Here is a 22,245-nt window from a genome sequence, read left to right as displayed (position 1 = left end):
GCATGGCTCCTGAACGCTTGATTCCGCTCTACAATGCCCTGGACCTGCACGCCGACCGCGCGCAGCACGCGTGGCGACGACTGTACATCTGCTCATTGGTCGGGCTGGGCTTGATTGGGTTGGCCCACGAAGTGTGGGCTATTACAGAGACATTGTGGATCAGAATATTCGTCTGCGCGCTGACGGTGGGAGGAGCCATTTACGAGGTATACTACCAGTTTGGGCACCGCGGCAGCTTCGCCCGTTGGACCACGCTGCGCGCCAAGGCAGAAAAGCTGAAAAGTGAAGTTTGGTGCTACCTGTTCGACCTGGGGCCGCACGGCGGCGCCTACTCACCGGCCGAATGGCGCCGGTTTCAGCAGCAGTTGGCCGGCGAAGAGTTTGGCAAATACGTGGCTGCGGATGAACTGGCGCAGCAGAAAAGCGAATATGCCAGCCTTTCCGAGCCACAGAAACGGCGGCAGTACCAGCAGTACCGGGTACAGGAGCAGCAGCAGTACTTCGCCCGCCGCGCCCAGCAGCTGAAACGGCGTGTGGCGGAGCACCGGGAGTTGGTACTCATCGTGCTTCTCATTGGAGTAGCGTGGGCCATTCTTCGGGTTGCGACGCTTCTTAATTCTACGCTCGTCGAACCCGATGCAGCGAAATCCATTGAGCATTTCAACCTGTTGTTGATCTGCGTGCTGGCCATCGGCTTACTAAAAGTCTACATCGAGACGGAAAACGTAGACCTGCTGCTGAGCCGCTACAAAACCTTGGCACACAACCTCCAACAGCTCGCTGAGCTGCCACCATCGAGCAGCCTGCCCCTGGCCGGCTACGTGCAGCAGGTGGAAAGCACGTTGCTCTCCCAAAACCACGAGTGGCTGATTCAGCGCCAGGTCCATTTCGACCACGAGCCCAGCCTGGCCGAAACGGAAACGGCGGCGCCGGTTCGGAGCTACTCGGCCGGCCCGTCGTAGTCGGCGGGCCGCAGCAGCACCTTTTCGTCGTACTCGCGCCAGCCGTCGTTGGGCCGCGCAGTTTTCAGGTGCGCCAGGCCCGCCAGCACATAGTTGTAGTAGCGCTGCCGGCGGTACTCGGCCTCGTAAGCAGGAATGCCCTGCACGGCGCGGTAGCTGTCGTCGGCCAAGCTGCGGCCCTTGCACATGTAGAAGCCGCCGTTCTGCGCCGCAAACCCCGACCCTTCCTTGGTGATGAGGGCGGCAAAATCGTAGAACCCGGTGTTGCTGTCGAACAGGTACGGCCGCCAGTACAGCAGCGGCAGCACGCTGGCGGCGGCATCGGCAGGCCGGGGCGTGAGGCGCCGCCGGTAATCATCCAGAAAGGCGTCGAGCCGGTCCTTTTCCTCCCGGTTGTCGCGCATCATCAGCTGCTCGCCGATGCGGATGTGCGTGGCATCGTTCATCGGCGCGGGCAGGGCTGCGGCCAGCTCGAAAGCCTCGCGCGGACGCCCGTTGCGGGCCAGCGCCGCGGCCACGTCCGACAGCGCCATTTGCAGCGGCACCTGGGCAAAGGCCGGCTGAGTGGGCAGCAGGCGCACCTGCGGCAGCACCCGCCGCGGCACGTCCAGCGCCGCCAAGTGCGCCGGGCTTTGCAGGGCCTGCTCCAGCTCAAACAACAACGCATTGCGCTGCGCGCGCGCCGCCGGCAAGCCCGGCACGGCCACCCGGTGTATGGCGCTGATCCAAGCCATGTTGGGCACGCTCTCGCGAAGGCGGGACAGCGCCTCCGCGCGCAAAGAACGTTCCCGCGTGCCGGAGTACCGGTCGGGAAAAGCCGCTTCCACGAAGGCCACGCTGTCGAGCAGCTGCACCAGGCCGGCGTCGGGCCGGGGCTGGGCAGCGGCGTGCTCCAGCTCAAAGCGAAAAAACGCGTCGAACGGGCAGGTCAGGTAAGTTTCGAACAGCTGCGTTTTGGGCCGGATGGGCAGCTGCAGAAACCGCACCGGGTCGCGCCCCACGGTGGCCGGGCCGATGATGTTCACCACCTGCCCGACGTGAAAATTCCAGTCGTGCTCGTTGACGATGGCCCCGGCCGGATAAGCCGTTTTGAGTTGCTCCACGGCCGCCGCAAACGCGGCAAAGCGCTGGGCGGCCGCTGCGGGCTGCCGTTTCAACTCGGCCAGGTACACGCCGTGCATCTTGGCCAGGAACGCCTGCAGAAAGAGCGTGTTGCGGCGCGTAAAGGCCGGACTGCTGTGCCCCGGTTCCATAAACAGCGGCTCCTGCGCGGCAATGGTGCCCGTGGCGGCGGCCAGGGCCGTCCAAGCTTTGTCGCGCGAGCCGAGCGGAATGGAGAAGCTGGCCCGGTCGTAGTTCAGCAGATCCGGGCTGCGGCCCTTGGCCTTGTTCGGATCGACGACGTACAGCTCGCTCACGCGCAGCGAGGGACTCACGCTCAGCAGGCAGTAGGCGGTGGCCGCGTACATCTCGTTGAACGAAAACGCACCCAGCCGCGCGCAGCGCCGCAGCAGCGGGTAGAGGCTGTCGGGGGTCAGCAGCTCGTACTTGATCAGGTACGGCAGCAGCGCGATGCCCCCGTCGGCGTCGTCGATGTCGCGGGTCTGGCGCTGCAGCGAGTCCAGGCACTGCAGCAGGGCTGCGGGCTGCCGCAACGCGGCAAAGATGATGGCGCTGGTCTGGTAGCCGCCGCTGTGCTCGATGCTGCCGCCGGCCAGGTGCAGCTCGTACTTGCGCAGGCTGGGCACCCCGCTGGTCGACTTCTCCTGAAACGTGGCCGGAAAAAACCGCAGAAACTGCCGCCGCGCCGGCGAGTTCAGGTTCAACGGGTTCAGCCCGTTCAAGAAGGCCAGCTCGTCGGCTGTGTCCTGGCCCTGGCTGAGGAGCACGCGCAGGCAAAAGCCAAACTTGACGGCGTTGGGCGCCGCGCCTTCGGTGGTTTGCACCTCGCGCCGCACGTACCCGCGCAGGCGCCGCAGCAGCTTCCGCCGCATGGCGTAGAGCGGCTGGTTGTCGCGCCGGCGCAGCACCCGGGGCTTGACGCCCGGCGTGGCCGGGTCGGTGTACAGCAGGTAGTGCGTCAGCGTCATGACGGCCCGGGCCGTGTGCAGGGCCAGCTGCCGCTGCTGCTCGCTCAGGGCCGCGGCCCCCGCGGTAGGCTGCTCGATGCTCCCGGCGCGGTCCAGCCGCCGGTCCAGGTCGAAGAGGAGGCGGCGGGCCCAGGGGTTTTCGCGTTCGATGGAATCGTAGGCCACGTTGCTCACCCGCGTGTACAGGGCCAGTTCCGTATCCAGGGCCAGCGTGTCGTTGGCCAGCGCGTCGAGCTGGCGCGGAAAGGAGTGGTCGTCGGCACTCTTCCCGCCAAGCAGCGGCTGGTACGTGTAGTGTTTCAGCCGGTCGGTCTGGATGATGAAGTTGGCCTTGTCGGCGGGCAGCAAGTCGGGCGAGGCGAGGTAGTTGGTGCGGCTGCGGACGATGGAATGCGCCACGTAGTCGGCTTTGCGCTTGCGGGCCACCCAGCCGTACCACACCAGCCCGAGCAGCAGCAGCGGCAGCAGCAAAACGGCCGCGACCGTACGCCGGCTCACGTGGTAGCGCGCCACTAGCAGCGAAAACTGCAGGCGCCGCCGGCTGGCTTCGAGGTAGCTGGTCAGCAGCTGGCTTTGCTGAGTGGCCTGCTCCTGGCGGTGGGCCGTGTCGGGGCCGGTGGCCACGTAGTGGGCCAGCCAGCTGGCGTTGCCTTGCTTGCGACGGCTCCATTCAGAGAAAAAGGTATACGGCCCGATGGGCAACAGAAAACCCGTGTCGCGCCGGCTGGCCTGCCAACGTTCCGCCTGGTGCAGCAGGTCGTGCACCACGCGTACGTCTTCGGCTTCGCTGGCGGCCCACCCGGCCAGGCGCGCCCAGTTGCGGATCAGGCTTTCGTGGGTGATGTCGAGCACCGTGTCGGGCGGCAGCGTGGGGTCGTCGTCGCCCGCCAGCAGAAAGGGTGAGAGGAAGGTGGCCCCTTCGGCGCGAAACGGCCGCAGGATGCGGCACACCACCGGCCAGGGCAGGGCCGCATCGGCCAGGATGGCGGTGATTTCGGCCCCGCTCAGGCGGTTGCGCACCACGCGCGGCCCGTCGGCGCGGGTGAGCACCCGCAAGGTTTTCTCAATAACCTGCTGGGCCGTGCCCGGCGCCAGGGCCGGCTCGTACGCCTGGTTGTAGAGTTCCGTGGCCTCGGTGTACAGCTGGTTGGCGTGGGCATCGAGCACGTTGCGCAGGGAACAGTTGGTCAGCAAAAACGTTTGCTGCCAGGCCGGCACGCCCGCGCGCCACTGCTCAAAACGGGCCTGGTCGGCGGCTGGCAATACGCCGCTGAAGCCGCCGACCATGGCGTAGTGGATCAGGTCCATTTCCTCGCGGCCCTGGTCGGCGGCCATCCAGATGCGGTGCAGCGCGTGCTGGAGCACGGGCAGCTGGTCCTGGCCGTCCTGGATGTCGTAGACGAGCCGCTGCACGAGCCGCTCGCTGATGCGCGAGCCGCTGAGCGCGGCCGGCTCGCGGATGACCTCCACGAACTCGTGGCGCAGCAGCCGCGGCACGAAATACTGGCTTTCGCCCACCTGCTCGATCAACCCGCGGAACTCGGCGCACTGCCCCACGAAATCGGAGCGCATGGTGCACACGATGTAGATGGGCAGGTTCTGCTCCTGCACCAGCCGGGTGGTTTCCAGCAGCAGGTTCACGACCGTTTGCGCGGCCGCATTGGGGCTGTTGCCCGCGTAGTTTTCCGGGTTGGTGAAAAACTCCTCGAACTGATCGACGACCACCAGCAGGTTGGCGGCCTGCGTCCGCTGCCGCCGCTGCTCGGCCGGGAGCAGGTCGGCGGGCAGCTCGTCGGGCGGGCACAGCGACGACGCCTGGTACAGCTGCACCAGCGCCGAGAAGCCCTGGCTCAGCTCCGTTTCCACGGTGGCCGCGCTTTGCTCCAGGCGCAGGGCCGCCGCCACGGCCCGGGCCATGTTGCGCAGCGGGCTGCGCTCGGGCCGAAACGTGGCCACCGCCCAGCTGCTGTAGCGCGCCCGCACGAACCCGGCCCGGATTTCGGGCAGCAGCCCCGCGTACACCAGCGAGGATTTGCCGTCGCCGGAGGCCCCGGTTATCATCAGGAAACGGTGGCGCGCCAACCGTGTGAGGCATTTGGCTACGTGCGCTTCGCGCCCTTTGAAATACAGGGCCTCGTCCTCGGTGAACGTGCGCAGGCCGGTGTAGGGACAAACCGGCTCGTCCACGTCGAAAAACGAGAGGGTAGGTTCGCAGAAGGTGTCCATCTACACGGGCATGTTTAGTTGCTGGTACACCCGCCGTACCTCCGCGCACACGCCCAAATGACTTTGAATGCAGGAAATTACCCGGGGCGCCTTGAACACGCGCATGCGGTTCTGCGCGGGCTCGTCTTCGCCCACGAACAGGATGGGCGTAGCCGAGCCCGCGCCGCCGACCAGCCGCCACACCTGCTTGACGAAGGGCAACGCCCAGTCGGCGCTGTACTTGAAATACACCACCGTCAGCCGGCTCTTGGGAATGCTGCGCACGGTTATTTCCTTGTACAGGTCTTCGCTGTCGGGCTCGATGGTGAGCACCTCCAGCGGAATTTCCTCGCTGAGCCGGTCGGTAATGTCGTTGGCCTCCTGGCTGTCCAGCTGGTTGAACACGAAGAAGATGTCTGTTTCCTTCTCCACCGGGGGGGGCGGCCCGGCTGGCCGGGCCAGCGTGCTGCGCAAATCCTCTACGAGCTGCATGGCGCTGGCCGCGTTGGTGAAGGTGCACCGCTCGGTTAGCTCGTTGCGGATGTTGTTGACGAAGGCCTGTTGGGCGGGCCGCACGGCCAGGGCCTCGTCGGGGCAGTACCACACGAACTGGCGGAAATCGGCCCGGGCCGCGGCCAGGCGGTGCGCCTCCTGGTAGGCGTACATCGGGAACGAGCAGTCCTCGTCATCCTCGAAGCGGCGCCCGAACTCGTTGCCCAGCAGGTGCACCGCGCAGGTGGCGGCGGCCAGCGCCTCCTGGGTTTTGCGCCGAAACTCCTCCTCGTCGAGCGGGCAATCGGTGGCGGGCACCACGTGCAGGCCGGCCTTGGTGCACACCAGGGCCAGCTCTTCGCGGCGGCTGGCCAGCTCGCGGGACGTCCAGGCCAGAAACACTACCGGGCCGCCCGGGGCCGGTGCGGGCTGCGGGGCGGCCGGGGCAACGGGGGGGGCCACCGCCGGCGCGGTAGGCTTCCGGATGGCCTGGATCAGCTCCTTGATGGCGTTGGCGACTTTGTTGATCTGGTTGCGGTACAGCAGCCCCCGGTGCAGGCTGTACAGCTCATCGTCCTGGGGGCGCAGCGGCCGGTTGACGCCGATATCTTGGTACACGAAATCGATGGAGCGCAGGTGCCCGCCCAGCGTGCGGTGCAGCAGTTGCACGTCGTCTTCGTCGAGGTTGTGAATGCGCAGCGGCAGAATGCGGCACCCCACGTTGCCGTTGGGCAGGCGCAGGTGCAAGCCCAGCGCATCGGCGCTGGCCTGTTGGCAAAAAGGCAGAAACTCGTGCTTCCAGGAGTAGCGCTCGGTGTCGCAGTAGGTCTGCGAAATCAACGGAATCAAGATCAGGGCGCGCAGCCGATGCTCCAGGCTGGGGTGCACCAAGTGCGAGTCGCCGAGGCCGTCGTGGGGATTTTTGTCGAAGTAGATGCTCAGTGGGACCTTGATCGTAGCGGCCAGCTCTTCCTGCAGGTGCGTGACAAACTCCGTGACCCAGCCGTCGAAGAGGTTGTCGTTGTGCCGGTAGCTGATGAAGATGTCGTACTCGTACCCCGGAAGCAAAGCAGCCATAGCAATTCCCACTGAAGGTTCGGAAAACCCTGATTCACATCGATAATTTACCATTAATTATCAATTAAGACCAATATAAGCGGGCGGGATTCGGCTGCATCACCCCGGCGCACCAGTTGCTCCGCGCCCAGTGGGCCAGCAGCCAGTGGGGGCCAACTCCCTTAAGTCCCCCAAAACGGTAATACCACCTTACCGGAGTGGGGTGATGAGTGGCCACACCGCCGGCACGCCAGCCTGTGTTATTTCTGCTTTAAGCTCTCCATCAAGCCCTTGCAAATAACTACTAGTACCGCAGCAAACCGGGCGCAGGGATTGAGAGACAGGAAACCGTATCATGTAGCCAGCTCAACTCGTACTGCGGGTCGGGCGCGCCTTTCTCCCCCACTGATGAAACTACTCGTCCCGCTTGCGCTGCTTGCCCTTTTGCCTTCCGCAGCCCAGGCCCAGAACTCCGATGGTGGCCGCACCGACTCTGCCGCAGTGCCCACGCCGGCCAATCCGCTTACCTTTTACGGCTTCGTGGACGGCTACTACGGCTACGATTTACAGGGACGTAGCGCGCGGCGGCCCGACTTTCTCTACGCCCACAGCCGCGCCAACGAGTTTGCGCTGAACAACGCCGTGCTCGGCGCGCGCTACGACGACGGGCAGGTGCGCGGGGCCCTGGGCCTGCACGCGGGCACCTACGTGGAGGCCAACTACGCCGCCGAGCCCGCGGCCCTGCGCCCGGTGTACGAAGCCTACGCGGGCTTCCGGCCCTTCGCCCGGGCCTGGCTGGACGTGGGCATCTTTCCCTCGCACATCGGTTTCGAGTCGGCGCTGAGCAAGGACAACTGGACGCTCTCGCGCTCCATCATGGCCGAAAACTCGCCCTACTACGAAGCCGGCGCGCGCCTGAGCTACGAGTTCGGCCCGAAGCTAACCCTGACCGGGCTGGTGCTCAACGGCTGGCAGAACCTGCGCGACAACAACCGGGCAAAGGCCGCGGGCACGCAGCTGCAGTGGAAGCCGACGGCCAAGCTCACCCTGAACAGCAGCACGTTCTACGGCAACGAGCAGCCCCGCGACTCCGTGCGTCGCCGCCGCTACTTTCACAACCTGTACGCCAGCTACGCGGCCACCGAGCGGCTGAGCGTAGCCGCCGTGTTCGACCTCGGCCAGCAACAGGGCGCCCGCCGCGGCCGCGCCGATACCTGGCACACCGGCGCGGCCTTCGTGCGCTACCAGTTCACGCCCAAGTGGGCGGCCGTGGCCCGCGGCGAGTACTACCACGCCGGCCGCGGCGTCGTCATCCGCTCCCCGAGCCCCGCCCCCACCGACGCCGCTTTTCGCGTGCGCGGCGCCTCGCTGAACCTGGACTACGCGCCCAGCGCGCACGTGCTGGTGCGCGTGGAAGGCCGGGCGCTGCGCAGCCCCGAGCGGCCCTTCCGCACCGACGCCGGCCGCCCCTCGGCCAGCTATGCCAACGTGACCGGTAGCGTGGCGCTGAGCTTCTGAGCCGGCGGGCAGCAGGACACTACAGGGCGGCCAGCCAGCGGGCAGACAGTATGTTCAGGCCCTGAACCGCTCCTGACCTCCCCGTGCCTATGTCTATTTTCCGCGCCCTCTGGCTCGGCTGCCTGCTGCTGTGGGCGGCTACCGCCGCGGCCCAGCCCGCCGCGCCCACCCAACAGATTCAGTACCTCTCGGGTCGCGACAACGAGCACACTCAAACCTGGGACTTCTTCTGCACCGGCGGCCGCCGCAGCGGCGCCTGGACAACCATTCAGGTGCCCTCGTGCTGGGAGCAGCAAGGCTTCGGGAGCTACAACTACGGCCGCGACTACAAAACCTACGGCAAGAACTTCCGCTTTGCCGACGAGCAGGGCCGCTACCGCCACGAGTTCCGCACGCCCGCCGGCTGGCAGGGGCAGCGGGTGTTTATCGTCTTCGAAGGCTCGATGACCGACACGGAGGTGAAGATCAACGGGCAGCTGGCCGGGCCCGTGCACCAGGGCGCGTTCTACCGGTTTCAGTACGACATCACCGACAAGCTCAAGCCCGCCGGGCAGCCCAACCTGCTGGAAGTTACGGTGAGCAAGATGTCGGCCGACGCGTCGGTGAACAACGCCGAGCGGCTGGCCGACTACTGGGTGTTCGGCGGCATTTTCCGGCCCGTGTACCTGGCCGCGTACCCGCAGCAGTTCATTGCGCGCACCGCCATCGACGCGCGTGCGGACGGCTCGTTTGCCATGAACGTGTTCGTGCAGGGGCTGCGGCAGGCCACCGAGGTGCAGGCCGAGCTGCTGGACGCGGCCGGTAAGGTGGTGGGCACCACCCGCGGCACGGCCCAGGCCGGCGACACGCTGGTCAATATTCGGACGAGCATCGCCAAACCCCTGCGCTGGACCGCCGAAACGCCGCACCTGTACCGCGCAAGGGTATCATTGCGGGCGGGCGGGCAGCCGCTGTACCAGACCACCGAACAGTTCGGCTTCCGCACCATCGAAATCCGGCGCGGGCGGGGCATTTTCGTCAACGGCACGCAGGTCAAGCTCAAGGGCATCAACCGCCACAGCTGGTGGCCCGAAACGGGACGCACGCTCAACGACGCCATTCATTTGCAGGACGTGCGCCTCATCAAGGAGATGAACATGAACGCCGTCCGCATGTCGCACTACCCGCCCGACCGCCGCTTCCTGCAGCTCTGCGACTCCCTGGGCCTCTACGTGCTCGACGAGCTGGCCGGCTGGCAGAAGGCGTACTCCACCAAGGCCGGCGCCCCGCTGGTGCGCGAGCTGGTGCAGCGCGACGCGAACCACCCGAGCATCCTGTGCTGGAGCAACGGCAACGAAGGCGGCACCAACAAGGAGCTCGACGCCCACTACGCCCGCTACGACCTCTCGCGGCGGCCCGTTATCCACGCCCACCACCGGCCCAGCAACCAGCACAACGGCATCGACACCAACCACTACGAGAACTTCTACAGCTCGCAGAAAATCCTGGCGGACTCGCTGATTTACATGCCCACCGAGTTTCTGCACTGCCAGGACGACGGCGGCGGGGCCGTGGGGCTGCAGGACATCTGGGAGCTGCACTGGCAGGCGCCGCGCTCGGGTGGCGGCTTCCTCTGGGCCCTGGTCGACGAGGGCATCGTGCGCACCGACCAGCGCGGCATCATCGACGTGAACGGGGTGAATGCCCCCGACGGCGTGGTGGGCCCGCACCGCGAAAAGGAAGGCAGCTTCTACGCCATCCGCGAAATTTTTGCGCCGATCAAAGTCAGCCTGAGCGCCGAGCCCAAGGCCGCGAAGCGGGCGAAAGCCGCCCCGGCGGCCCCGGCGGCCCCGGCCGACGCGGCAGCGGGCGGGTTCGGCGCAGCCACGACGGCGGCCCTGCCGGCCGACTTTCAAGGCGTCGTGCGGCTGGAAAACCGCTACCACTTCACCAACCTGCGCCAGTGCTTTTTTCAGTGGGAGCTGGTGACGTACCGCAAGCCCGGCGACACGTTCAGCGGCTACGTGGGCGGCCCCAAAGGCCGCGCCGCCAGCCCCGACGTGGCCCCGCTGGGCCGCGGCCAGCTGCGGCTGGAGTTGCCCCAGGACTGGCGCCGCTACGACGCGCTGCTGCTCTCGGCCTACGACCCGCAGAAAAACCTGGTGTACAAGTGGAGCTGGGCCACCGGCGCGCCCGCCCGGCTGCTCGACGGCATCGTGGCCCTGCCAGACAAGCAGGCAGTGGAGCGCACCGAAACCGACTCCACGCTCACGCTCAAAGCCGGGGGCATCACCGTCACCTGGAACAAGACCACCGGCCGCATCAGCGGGCTGAAGGGCAACAACGGCGACCGGCTGAGCTTCGGCAACGGGCCGGTGCTGGTGACCGGCAACGCCCGCTTCGAGGGCCTGCAGTACCGCTCGGAAGCCGACGGCGAAGTCATCGAGGCGCGCTACCAGGGCGACCTGCAGGCCGTGCGCTGGAAGATGTACGGCTCGGGCTGGCTGCAGCTCGATTACCAGTACGCGGTGAGCGGCGACGTACCCTTCGCGGGCCTGAGCTTCACCTACCCCGAAAACTTCGTTCTCGGCGCCAAGTGGCTGGGCAAGGGTCCCTACCGCGTGTGGAAAAACCGCCTGCAGGGCGTGACGACCAACGTGTGGGAAAACGCCTACAACAACACCCAGACCGGCGCCGCGCCGTGGATTTACCCCGAGTTCAAGGGCTACTTCGCCGACATCAGCTGGCTGGAGCTGAACACGGTGGAGGGCAAGTTTCTCGTCGCCACGCCCGATGCGGGCCTCTACGCGCGCCTCTTTGATTTCTACGGCCTCTCGGGCGTGAAGCCCCACCCGCAGCTGCCCGTGGGCAACCTCTCCTTTCTCGACGCCATTCCGCCGCTGGGCACCAAGCTGGCCCTGAACATCGACGCGGACACCAAGAATCTGGGCCCGCAGAGCGAGCTGAACCACCTCAGCGGCACCCGCAAACGCACGCTCTACTTCTACTTCGGCCTGCCCAAGATGAGCGGCGCCCCGCAGCCCTACACCGCCCCGGCCAAGGACGATTTGTTTTAGACCGTAGTGGGGACTTTGCTACCATGATGCCTCCAGCACGTCATGCTCATCTGGCGTCCGCTTGTCGAAGCATCTCTACCGCTTCGTTGAATAGTATCTGATGAAGCGGTAGAGATGCTTCGACAAGCTCAGCATGACCTAAAACCAGAAGCGCCCAGCACGCTTTAAAACCAGAAGCGCCCAAGCGGCACTTGCCCACCGGTCGAATCCGCAAAAAGGCCGCCCCGATTGTTCGGGGCGGCCTTTTTTGGATTCGACCGGTGGGCTTGGCTACTCCGGCTAGCGGCTTTTCTGGCCCGCCATTTCCATTTCCACGCTGGCCATGATGAACGGCCCGACGCCCTTGAAGTCGTTTTGCTTGAGCGGCTCGGAGAGGTAGTACTCGTAGCTGCCGTCGCGGTAGGGCGAGCCGCCGAGGCCGCCCACGCTCACCGTGCCGTTCAGGGCCAGGGTGCCGTCGGGCTGCGCGGCTACGAACTGCCGGAGCACGCCTTCGTAGCCTTTGCGGGCCGAGGCGGCGTACTTTTTATCCAGGTAGCCGAGGCGTACGCCCTTCTGCAGCGCGTACACAAACATGCAGGTGCCGGAGGTTTCGATGTAGTTGCCGGCCCGGCCTCCGTGGTCGGTGACTTGCCACCAGCCGCCGGATTTAGGGTCCTGGTACAGGGTGAGCACCGGCGCGAGGCGCTGCAGGTACTGGATGAGGTTCTGCCGTTTCGGGTGGTCTTTGGGGAAATAGTCGAGCACATCCACGAGGGCCATGGCGTACCAGCCTATGCCGCGGCTCCAGAAGTTGGGCGAAAGGCCGGTCTGCTTGTTGGCCCACTGCTCGGTTTTGGCCTCGTCCCAGCCGTGGTAGAGCAGGCCGGTTTTGGGGTCTGCCATGTGCTTTTCCACCAGGGCAAACTGCAGGGCCACGTGGTCGAAATCCTGGGGCTGGTTGAACAGCTTGGCGTACTCCGCCGAAAACGGCTCGGCCATGTACAGCCCGTCGAGCCACATTTCGTTGGTGTAGCGCTTCTTGTGCCAGTAGCCGCCTTCCTGGGTGCGGGGCTGGCCTTCTAGCTGCCGGTGCAGGGTTTCGGCGGCCTTGCGGTACAGCTCGCGGCGGGGCAGCTGGGGTTGCTGGTACAGAGTGAGCAAGGTGCGCCCGGCGTTGATGTTGTCGAGGTTGTAGTCTTCCAGCTTGAAGCGCTGAATGGAGCCATCGGCCCCGATGGACTGGTCCATCGTGCGCACGATGTAGTCGAGGTACTGCCGCTCGCCGGTGCGCTGCCACACGCGCTCCAGGGCCTTGAGCATCAGGCCGTGCTCGTAGCCCCAGCGGGCAGCCTTGTTGCGCACCGCCGGCACCGAGTCGGGGTACCAGCGCATAAACGAATCGGCCATGCGCTGCGACCAGGGCCGCGCGGCCGGCGGGGCCTGGGCCTGGCCCGCCTGGCTGAGGCCCAGCAAGCCGATCAGTAGCAAAAGCAAACGGTAAAGTCGCATAGGAAAGCGAAGTGGCGAGGACACAAAAATTAGTTGATCGGCTTGGCTAGCAACTAGAAGAGCCAAGCCTGCTTTTCGGCTGGGGTACGCATTACGGCAAGCATCGGCCCGTTACTCGGTAAACTGTACTACTTGATAAGCTCGGCAATAATCAGCCGCAGCAATTGGTAGCTTAGTTTACCACAAGGGAGATGCTGAGCGGTTGCGGTAGCCGATTAGCGCTTGGCTACGCTCACGGCTTTCTTTTTCACGCCCGAGCCGTACTCCACCGCCAGCTTGGCCTGGCTCACGTCGGTGTTGCGGAGCTTGACGTCCTGTGCCTTGTCGGCGCCTGACACGCGCAGCAGCACGGCGGCCTGCGGCGCGTACCGGATGCCGTCGAGCGAGATGTTGCGGCTGTTGTGCACTTCCATCACCGGGTCGGTGTCGCGGGTGAGCAAGGTCACGTTTTTCAGCCGGATGTTATCAGCCTCGATGCAGGTAAGGCCCTTCTGGCTCTGCAGCACGGCGTTTTCGATGCTGATGTCCTTGATGGCCATTTCCGGCAGGCCGCGCACCAGGATGCCGGTGCGGGCCCCGTTGCAGGTCACGTTGCGGATGTTGATTTTGCGCAGCTGCGGGGTGCCCCCCCCCACCGGCTGGGCCGGCGACACGGGCCGCTCCTTGGAGCCCGCCACCTGCGGCGTGGGGTCCTTGATCATGTAGTACATGTCGAAGAGCAGGGCCTCGCCGGGAATGTCCTTCATGTCCACGTTCTCGATGAAGATGTCCTCCACCACGCCGCCGCGGCCGCGCGTGGTCTTGAAGCGCAGCCCGATGTCGGTGCCGATGAAGGTCAGGTTGTGGGCGTGGATGTTGCGCGCCCCGCCCGACATTTCCGAGCCGATGACAAAGCCGCCGTGGGCCCGGTACACGGTGCAGTTGCGCACCAGGATGTTTTCGGTGGGCATGGCGCGCTGCCGCCCCTGCTCGTTACGGCCCGATTTGATGCAGATGGCGTCGTCGCCCACATCGAAGGTGCAGCCTTCCACCAGGGCGCGGTTCACCGATTCCAGGTCCAGCGCGTCGGTGTTGGGGGTGTAGGGGCCGTTGAGCACGCGCACGTTGCGCACCACCACGTCCTGGCTCATCATCGGGTGCAGCGTCCAGGCCGGCGAGTTCTGAAACGTGACGCCTTCCAGCAGCAGGCGCTGGCAGCGGTCGAGCACCAGAAAATCGGGCCGCAGGTAGTCCTTGAGGTCCTCAAAGTCCTTGATTTCCTTTTTCTCCTCGGTGATGACGCCGGCCTCCTTCACCTTGGTGCCCGCCAACGACTGCGCCGAAGGGTACCACCGGTCCTGCTTCTCGTTTAGCACCCCACCCGAGGCCACCAGCTTTTTCCACTCGCCTTCGGTGGTGCGGGCCTTCTGCACCATCCACCAGGCCTCGCCGGCCCCGTCGAGGATGCCGTGGCCTGTGATGCCCACGTTCTGCAGGTTTTGCCCGTAGATCAGCGCCTGGTTGCGCACGGCCGCGAGGCCTTCCCAGTTGGTTTTGATGAGCTTGTAGTCGGCGCGGTTGTTTGAGAACTGCACAAAGGCGCCGGGCGCCAGGTGCAGGTTCACGTTGGAGCGCAGCTCCAGGCCGGCCGTGCGCCAGTGGCCGCGCGGCACCAGCACCACGCCCCCGCCGGCCTGCCCGCAGGCATCGATGGCCTGCTGAATGGCCTGAGTGCTCGGCGTGAGTCCGTCGGACACGGCGCCGTACTTGGTGATGGCGAAGGTGTCGGCGCGAAACGAGGTCAGGTTGACCTTCGGCAGGTTCGGGGCGAAGGACTGCGCGGCGGTCGGCAGGCCGGGCAGCGTCAGCAGGGCAAGGATGGGGAGGTATTTCGTCATGGATCAAGGCTGGCAGCTGGAACTCACGGCCCTTTCCCGACAGTGGAATGGGCTGAGGTGATTGAGTTCGAGCAGCCTGTGAGAAGTCAGAGGATGAAGCGGTAAAGATGCCTCGCTTACGCCGGGCAGGCTGCCTGGCGGCTTCGGCGGAGCCGGGAGACGGGGTCGTGCTGCTAGGGCATCGGCTTGAGGCCTTCCCACTTCACGGTCCAGCCCTGCGGAATGCCAGGATTTGCGGTTTTGCTGCCGTCGTAGCCGGCGCACATCAGGGCCACAGCGGCCAGCAGCCCGCCGTTGCCGGGCAGGTAGATGCGCAGCCGGTCGTCCTGGAAATTGTGGCCGTTGGGCAGGTAGGTGTTGGTTTTGATGGGCATCAGCAGCGCGTCCACCGCCTTGTCGGGCAGGCCCAGGCGGGTGGCGGTCATGGAGGTCATCGGGAAGTCCCAGCCCCAGGTTTTGTCCCAGCTCCAGTCCTTCCACACCAGGTCGAAGGTGCGGCGCATGGTGGCCGCGTCCTGCTGGCCCGTCGCGGGCATCATGCCCAGCGCGCCGAGCACCGAGGGGTGGTCGGTTTTGTACTCGGGGTTGGTGTAGGAGTCGGTGGCGCTTTCGGTGGCCAGGTACACGCCGTTGGCTTCGGGCAGCTTGGAGAGCTTCTGGAGCACCTGGTCGTACTTGGGATTGGGCTGCAGACCGGCCCGCTTGCGCCATTCTTGCGCCGTGGTCAGCGCCCAGTGCCAGTACACCAGCTCGTAGGTCGGGTTGAAGGTTTCCTCCGCCTTGAAGCGCTCCTGCGCCGGAATCAGGCCCTTGCCCAGGATGTAGCGGTCCTTGTCCTTCTCGTAGAAGGAGTACGAGGCCATGAAATCAGCGGTGGCAAACACCAGCTCCTGGTACTTCTTCTGGGCGGCCGCGTTGCCGTGGCGGCGCACCAGCTCGGCCAAGTAAATGAAGTGCGGCTGCTGCCAGATCAAAAACGCGCCCACCGACGACGGCGCTTCTTTGCCTTCGTTGTCGGTCATTTTCTGCCAGCGCAGCCCTTCGAAGCCCTGGCGCTGGGCCAGGGTCTTGGCCCCGGCCACAATTTCGGGGCGCAGGTACCAGTCGAGGCTTTTTTCCAGCAGCGCGGTGCGGCCCCACAGGCCGTAGTGCATGGCGTGCCAGTAGTGCATTTCCAGGTGAGGCTTGCCAAACCAGCTGTTGTACACCAGCCCCGTTTCTTGGGGCGGGAACTGCCCCGTCTCCTGGCTGCGGATCAGGTACTGCGAGAGGATCATGCGCCGCTCCAGCTCCTTGGCGCGCGGGTCCGGGGTGGCCCCGAAGTCGATGGCGCCGCCGCTCTGCCAGAAGCTTTTCCAGCCGGCCTGGCTGCTTTTTTGGGCCTCGGCGAAGCTGGGCAGCGCGCCCTTGCTCTGGGGCGCAAACCGGGCGCTGACTTCCAGCACGTCCTGCGCCTTGCCCGGCGTGAGTACAAACTCGTGGGGCTGCGCACCGGCCGTCAGCCGGGCGTCGCCGCTCCAGCCCAGGGCCACGGCGTACCGGTCATTATCCAGCTGGTGCGTCACTACCGCGGACTTGGCCTGCGCCTGCTCGATTTTCGACTGGTGCTTGTCGGCATCCTTGTAGTTCACCCCCTCGTCGCTCCACTCGGCCGTGGGGTACGGCAGGCGCAAAAACACCTTCAGGCGCTGCTGCTTCACCAGGGGCGACTTCACCTGCACGGCCACCGCGTCCTGCTGCTGGTGGCCCACCGTCACCACGTTCACCGCGGTGCCTTCCAGCACGAAGTGGCTGCGGATTTCGCCGGTCCACGGGTTCAGCTCCTGCCGGATGTCGCGCAGGTCTTTGATGGTAGCGCGGGAGCCATCTTTTTTGAGCAGCACGAAGCCCAGGTTGCCCAGCTGCAGGCGGTGCGGGTTGGCGCGCAGAAAGTCCACCGCCTGCTTGTTGCGCTCGGGCGCCTTCACCTGCACGGTGTACGGGATTTTGCGGCCGTTCAGCTCGTACTGGCGCTGGGCCTCCTCCACCTGGTAGTTCTGGGTGTTCGGGAAGCGGTGCCAGCCCCACTCCGACTGCGTGCCCAGCGGCACGCCCTTCTGGTAGTACTCCGGGAAGCTTTGCAGCCCCGTCACGTCGACGGTCATGGCAAACGCCCCGTTGCCGACGTTCACCGAAGCCAGCGAATCGGTGGTGGTGTTCAGCACTTTGTGGCGCTCCACCACGGCCTGGCGGTTGATGGCCTGGGCCAGCGCATCAGCCATGGGCAAAGCCGCGGCGCCGAGGCCGAGTAGGGAGAGAAAAAGGAAGCGGGAGGTGGACATATGGAGGGGGTGGATGCAGAAACGCGTCGTCGCGTCGCCATCATGGTTGCCAAGGATGGTCGTCCGCGGGTTCGGCCCAACGGCCGGACGCCGCGCGGCGGCGCTACCCTGGCGAGTGAAAGCTATTGCCGGGCCAGGGTCACGCTCATCAGGCCGATGACCACGTCGTTGGCCAGGGCGCGCACGGTGAGGCTTTTGAGTTTCTTTTTCGGGTCGAGGGGCAGGTCCAGCACCGTGGCCGCGCCGCCGTCGATGACGCGGGTGCTGTAGCCTTTCAGGCTGGTGTACTGGTCGAACTCGCTGCCCAGCACCAGGCGGCCGGTTTTCAGGTGCACGCGCAGCGGGTGCGGGGCGCCGGTGCGGAAGGCAAAGCCGTCGTCCAGGTAATCCTGCTCGATGGGCCACCAGGAGTCGGGGTTGCGCAGCGCGAGGCGGGCCGACGTGCCGTCGGTGTAGTGCACCACCACCTCGCCGTTGTCGAGCTGGCTCTGCATGGGGTTGGTGGAGCCGGCCATGAGCAGGTACGCGTGGGCGGCCCGGCCCTTCAGCGGCACCGTGGCCGCATCGGGGTAGTTGTCCCACTGCGACACGAACAGCACGTTCCGGGCCCCGGCCGCGCCGGGCGTGCGCAGCGGCACGCCCGCCGGCAGCCGAATCTCGTTTTTGGCGCCGGCCAGGCGGCGCAGCCCGGCATCATCGATATTGGCCATGATCAGCGGGTAGCACCAGTTGCCGATACCCTGGGTGGGCAGCTGCAGCGTGGGGCCCGCGGGCCGGGGCGCGAGGTACTTGTTGGGCTGAAAAATCCGGTTGACCTCATCGTTGAAGTGGCGCGTCAGCTCCACCGTCTCCCAGCGCTTGGCCACGGGCGTAGCGGCGGCGGCCGCGGCGGCCGCGGGCGGCGCTTCGTCCAGGTGCCGCGGGGCCCACCACTGCAGGCTACCCTGGCGCTGCGGCTCGAAAGCCGTGCGGCGCTTGGCCGGCGGCGCGGTTGGGGCCGCCGCCGCGAAGGTCGGCGCCGAGCCCTGCCAGCGGATTTCCACCGCGTACTGCGCGGCCGGCGCGCTGCTGATTTCAATCACCGGCTGGCCCACCGCCCCCGCCAGGTTGCGCCAAGCGGCGGGCTGGCCGTTCACCGTCACGGCCGCCACTTCGGTGGCCAGGGCGGGTACCTGCAGCTTCAGCGCCAGGCGCTTGGGCAGCCGCGGCGTCAGCTGGTACACCTCGCGCTGCCCCTGCCGCCGAAAGCGAAAGGTGACGTCGGGCACCACCAGCGCGGCCGAATCCCAGGCGGCGGGCAGGCCCGGGCGCACCAGCAGGGTATCGTGCAGGGCATCGGGCCGGATGCCGAACAGGCCCTCCACGAGCGTGCGGGCCGCCACGCCGATGGGGTCGGCAAAGTCGCGGTACAGCTCGCCGCGGTGCGCGTCGTAGAAGCTGACCTGCTGGAAGTTGCCGGGGCTGCTGCCCAGGTACATGCTTTCGAGCAGGGCGCTTTTCCAGAGCCGGAAGGCCGCGTCCGGGCGGCCGGCCTGCCAGTACGCCAGCGAGGCGTGCAGGTTCTCGGCCAGCGCCACGTTGTTGATGGACCAGTCGTAGGGCTGCCAGTTGGTGGTCGAGAGCAGGTAATAGCCTTCGTCGGGCAGGCCCGTGGCCCGCACCGGAATGCGCGGCAGCTGGGTATCCAGGTAGCGCGTGGCCTGGTAGGCCTGCTGCGCGTCGGCCACTTCGGAATCCAGGGCGTGGTAGATGGTCCACAGGCCGGCGGCGGGGTGCAGCTGCCGGCTGCCCAGCGCATCCTGGTACTCGGCGTACCAGCCGAGGGCGGGCATCCACAGGCGGGCGTTCAGGGCCTGCCGGATCTTGGCGGCTTCCTGCCAGTACGGCTCGGGGTTCTGACCCAGGAGCCCGGCCAACTCGGCGGCCAGCTTGTTGGCCAGGTAGTTATAGGCCGAGGAATGCGTAACGGCTCCGCCGCTGTACTGCAGCGCGTCGGAAGCCCAGATGGCGGCGTAGGCGTCGTAGAGGCCGTCGTTGTCGCGGTCGAAGTTGCGCTTTTCCCAGGCCAGGTGCCGCTGCAGCACCGGCCACATCTCGCGGGCAAAGGCTAGGTCACCGGTCCAGCGCAGGTGGCGCAGCAGCTGGTCGATGAAGCCCAGGTTCATGTCGTAGTGGTGGGGCCGGAAGTCGCCGCCGGGGTTGCGGCTGATGTAGCCCTCGGAGTACACGCTGGTGCCCAGCTTTTCCTGCGAGCGGGCCAGGTTCAGGGCCGTGTCCATCACCACCGGCCCGATTTCGGGCTGCGTGAGCTGCGACTGCGCGTAGGCGCGAAAGTGCGTCTGGGCCCGGTCGCGCCAGCCCAGCGGGTCGGCGGCGTAGGGGCCGCGCCAGCCGTTGAGGCGCATGCGCCAAGCCACCGCGCCGTGCATGTACGACGGAGCTTCCCAGATGGCGTCGGCGGCCACGCTCAGGGCCCCGCCCAGGGTGTTCAGGTACGCGTCGGGCGTCAGCACCTGCACGCGGCCGGCCAGCTGCCGGCGGGCGGCTTCGGCCCGCTCAAAGGCCCGCGGCAGGTCGGCGTAGCGCAGCGCGGCGGCCGCGCCGTCGGCGGGCTTCTGCACCGCGAAGTACAGGACCCGGCCCGCCGCTACCGGCACTCGGCCGGCCGCCACCGGGGCCGCTGGAGCCGCTGCTGCCGAGGCAGCCGCCTCCCAAAACAGCTGCGGCGAGGTTTGCTGGGCCGCGTCGCCCACTTTGATCTGCGCCGCTGGCGGGGCCACGCCGATCAGCCGCTTGCGGGCCTCGCTGGCCTTGGCCGCGCCGTAGTACAGGGTGAAAGCGTTGGCGCGCGGCTCCACCTGGTTGTCGCGGCAGTTCTCGGGCTTGAGGTAAAAGCTGGATTCCGGGTCGGCCCCGATGTCGCCGTCGCGGCTGAACTTCTTGCCCGTGGCGCCGCCGAAGGCCCACACCAGGCTCACGGGCGTCGGCGTGGGGCCCTGCAGCTCGGCCCGCACCAGCGCGCCCTCGGCGTCGGCCTGGGCCAGCACGGTCAGGCGCAGCCGGGTGCCCGTGCCCAGCAGCGGGTCCTGAATGTCGTAAAGCATGGCGCCCGGGCGGTAGCGCGCCTCGATGCGGGCGGCCTGCGTAAGCCACTTGCTCTGCCCGCCCACCAGCAGGCCAAACTTAAGGTTGCCGCCCATGCCGGGCAGGTACAGGGCAAACTCGGGCAAGTCGCCGGTTTCCACGCGGAAAGCCGTGTTGGTGCCGTACAGCGCGCGGGTAAAGCGCCGGTCGCCGTTGACGATGACAAAATCCTGCCCGTCGGGGCGGTAGCGCAGGGTGCGCTCCTGCCCGTGCCAGAGCGGCGGGGCCGGCGCCTGGGCCTGCGCGGCCGGCGCGGGCAGGGCGCACGCGGCCCAGGCGAGCAGCCCTGCCCAGGTGCGCGGGAAAAGCGGGAAAGAAAAGCGGCGGCGGGTGAGCCGGAAGGGGTTTTCAGCCATTAGCCGGGGTGGGGCGCGGTGGGTGGAACGCGAAAAGATAGGAAGCCCGATTTCCGCCTTCGGGACAAGGCGAAAACCGGGCTTTCCATCGGTGTCAAAGAAGGGGCTTAGTAGCCGGGGTTCTGCTCGTAGAGGCCGGGGGTGGCGCTCAGCTCGTTTTGCGGCAGGGCGTAGATGATGTGGTTCGGCCCGATGCTTTCCGGCATGGCGTTGCGGGTGTCTTCGGTGGGCAGCCAGGCGTTCATCACGTCCAGCACCTTGCCGGTGCGTACCAGGTCGTGCCAGCGCAGGCCTTCGCCCAGAAACTCGCGGCGGCGCTCCTCCAGCAGCTGGTCGAGGGTAAGGCTGGTGAGCGTGGGAATGCCGGCGCGGGTGCGCACGTCGTTCACGATGGTCAGGGCCTCGGCCGGGGTGCCCACGCCACCGCGCAGGATGGCTTCGGCCTTCATCAGCAGGATGTCGGTGTAGCGCATCACGATGAAGTTGATGGGCCAATCCGAGTCGCCGGTGCCGCGGCCGGCGGCGCTGATCCACTTCTTGAGCAGCGGCCGGTTGTCGGTTACGCCGGCCTGGGTGTAGCCCAGCTGGATGTTGAAGGCCCGGCGCACGTCCGTGGTGGGGTACGAGTTGTACATGTTGGTCGACACGGGCTTGATTTCGATGCCGCGCGAGCCGAACGGAATGCCCAGGGACGTGAAGTAGGCATCGGGCACGAAGATGCCGGGGAAGGTGGCGCCCAGGCCCACGATGTACTGCACATCCAACACCACCTCCGGGTTGTTCTCGTTGGTGTAGGAGAAGATGTTGGCGTAGGCCGTGGTGGCCGTGCCGGTGTTGCGGGCGAAGGTGTAGCGGCCGCTCGTCTCCACTTCGCGCAGCAGGTCGTAGGCCTGCCGGAACTCGTTCAGGCCCAGGCCCGGGCCCTCGATGCCGTAGGTGGGGCCCGAGCGCGTGAGGTGCACCAGGGCCAGCAGGCCCTTGGCCGCGCCGCTGGTCACGCGGCCCACGCTGGTGCCGGTGTAATTGAGCGCCAGGTTATCCTTGGCAAACGTGAGGTCCGACATGATGAGCGTGTACACGTCGGCCACGGGGCTGCGCGGAATCTGCGCCACTTCCTGCGGAATCATCGGCTTGTCGATGATGGGCACCTTGCCGAAGGTGCGCACCAGCTCGAAGTAGTGGAAGGCGCGCAGGAACCGGGCCTCGGCCTCGTAGCGCTTGCGCAGCGTTTCGCCCACCACCGTGCCGTTCTTACCGAGCTGATCCAGGAACACGTTGGCCCGGAAAATGGCGTTGAACGGCGTGGCCCAGGAGTCGGTCATATACGCGCTGCTCGAGAGGGCGGTGGCGAAGTTGTTGATCGGGTCCCAGTCGCGCACGCCCTGGCTGCTGGCGGCGTAGATGTTGTCGGAGCGCAGCTCGGAGAGGAACAGCTGGCGGTTCGGGTAGCCGCGCAGCTGGCTGTAAACGGCCGTCAGGGCCTGCTCGAAGTCCTGCGGGGTTTTGTAGAAGTCGGGCACCGAGCCGTTGGAAATCGGCGTCTGGTTCAGGTCTTTTTCGCAGGCGCCCAGGGCCAGCAGGCACGCGGTAGCCAGCAGCAGCGTTATCTTTTTCATGGGAATGTCGGGAAGAAGTAGTGAGCCGGAGGGCTTGAGTCGGGGGCGCCGCCGCGGTCGG

At 66.5% G+C, this 22,245-nt stretch carries 10 protein-coding genes; 3 read left to right on the top strand and 7 right to left on the bottom strand.

Annotated elements, in window-relative coordinates; all coding sequences use genetic code 11:
* Positions 1 to 2 precede the first annotated feature (2 nt).
* Complete coding sequence (locus ACYVKQ_RS02760) at positions 3 to 962, top strand: hypothetical protein (RefSeq protein WP_460575382.1); 960 nt, start codon at positions 3 to 5, stop codon at positions 960 to 962.
* On the opposite strand, the gene ACYVKQ_RS02755 is transcribed toward ACYVKQ_RS02760, so the two are convergent.
* Together ACYVKQ_RS02755 and ACYVKQ_RS02750 are read right to left on the bottom strand one after the other, a co-directional pair.
* Positions 941 to 5,278, bottom strand: coding sequence for an nSTAND1 domain-containing NTPase (locus ACYVKQ_RS02755; protein ID WP_460575380.1), 4,338 nt, complete (start codon positions 5,276 to 5,278; stop codon positions 941 to 943). The two genes, ACYVKQ_RS02760 and ACYVKQ_RS02755, sit on opposite strands and share 22 nt — an antisense overlap.
* On the bottom strand, positions 5,279 to 6,826 hold the full coding sequence (locus ACYVKQ_RS02750; protein ID WP_460575378.1) for a hypothetical protein: 1,548 nt from the start codon (positions 6,824 to 6,826) through the stop codon (positions 5,279 to 5,281).
* Positions 6,827 to 7,213: 387 nt separating this feature from the next.
* Between ACYVKQ_RS02750 and ACYVKQ_RS02745 the strand changes: the two genes are divergently transcribed.
* Positions 7,214 to 8,323, top strand: coding sequence for a porin (locus tag ACYVKQ_RS02745; RefSeq protein ID WP_460575376.1), 1,110 nt, complete (start codon positions 7,214 to 7,216; stop codon positions 8,321 to 8,323).
* Positions 8,324 to 8,412: 89 nt separating this feature from the next.
* Complete coding sequence (locus ACYVKQ_RS02740; protein WP_460575374.1) at positions 8,413 to 11,379, top strand: glycoside hydrolase family 2 protein; 2,967 nt, start codon at positions 8,413 to 8,415, stop codon at positions 11,377 to 11,379.
* Between the two features lie 279 nt (positions 11,380 to 11,658).
* Here the strand turns inward: ACYVKQ_RS02740 and ACYVKQ_RS02735 are convergent, their stop codons facing one another.
* From ACYVKQ_RS02735 to ACYVKQ_RS02715, 5 genes are all read right to left on the bottom strand, one after another.
* Positions 11,659 to 12,870: a glycoside hydrolase family 88/105 protein gene (locus ACYVKQ_RS02735; RefSeq protein ID WP_460575372.1), complete on the bottom strand. Its 1,212-nt coding sequence runs from the start codon at positions 12,868 to 12,870 to the stop codon at positions 11,659 to 11,661.
* Positions 12,871 to 13,085: 215 nt separating this feature from the next.
* Complete coding sequence (locus tag ACYVKQ_RS02730) at positions 13,086 to 14,747, bottom strand: glycoside hydrolase family 28 protein (RefSeq protein WP_460575370.1); 1,662 nt, start codon at positions 14,745 to 14,747, stop codon at positions 13,086 to 13,088.
* A gap of 173 nt (positions 14,748 to 14,920) precedes the next feature.
* Positions 14,921 to 17,068 (bottom strand): hypothetical protein, encoded by a 2,148-nt coding sequence (locus tag ACYVKQ_RS02725; protein WP_460575368.1) that lies wholly within the window; start codon positions 17,066 to 17,068, stop codon positions 14,921 to 14,923.
* Between the two features lie 122 nt (positions 17,069 to 17,190).
* The gene (locus tag ACYVKQ_RS02720; protein WP_460575366.1) at positions 17,191 to 20,568 is read right to left on the bottom strand and encodes a DUF4450 domain-containing protein; all 3,378 of its coding nucleotides are present in this window, start codon (positions 20,566 to 20,568) and stop codon (positions 17,191 to 17,193) included.
* Between the two features lie 107 nt (positions 20,569 to 20,675).
* Positions 20,676 to 22,184 (bottom strand): RagB/SusD family nutrient uptake outer membrane protein, encoded by a 1,509-nt coding sequence (locus ACYVKQ_RS02715; RefSeq protein ID WP_460575364.1) that lies wholly within the window; start codon positions 22,182 to 22,184, stop codon positions 20,676 to 20,678.
* Between the last annotated feature and the right edge of the window lie 61 nt (positions 22,185 to 22,245).

It is taken from the genome of Hymenobacter coalescens (genome assembly GCF_054783195.1).
The sequence above is the reverse complement of the archived record's forward strand: the minus strand, read 5'-3'. Positions and strand labels throughout refer to the sequence as shown.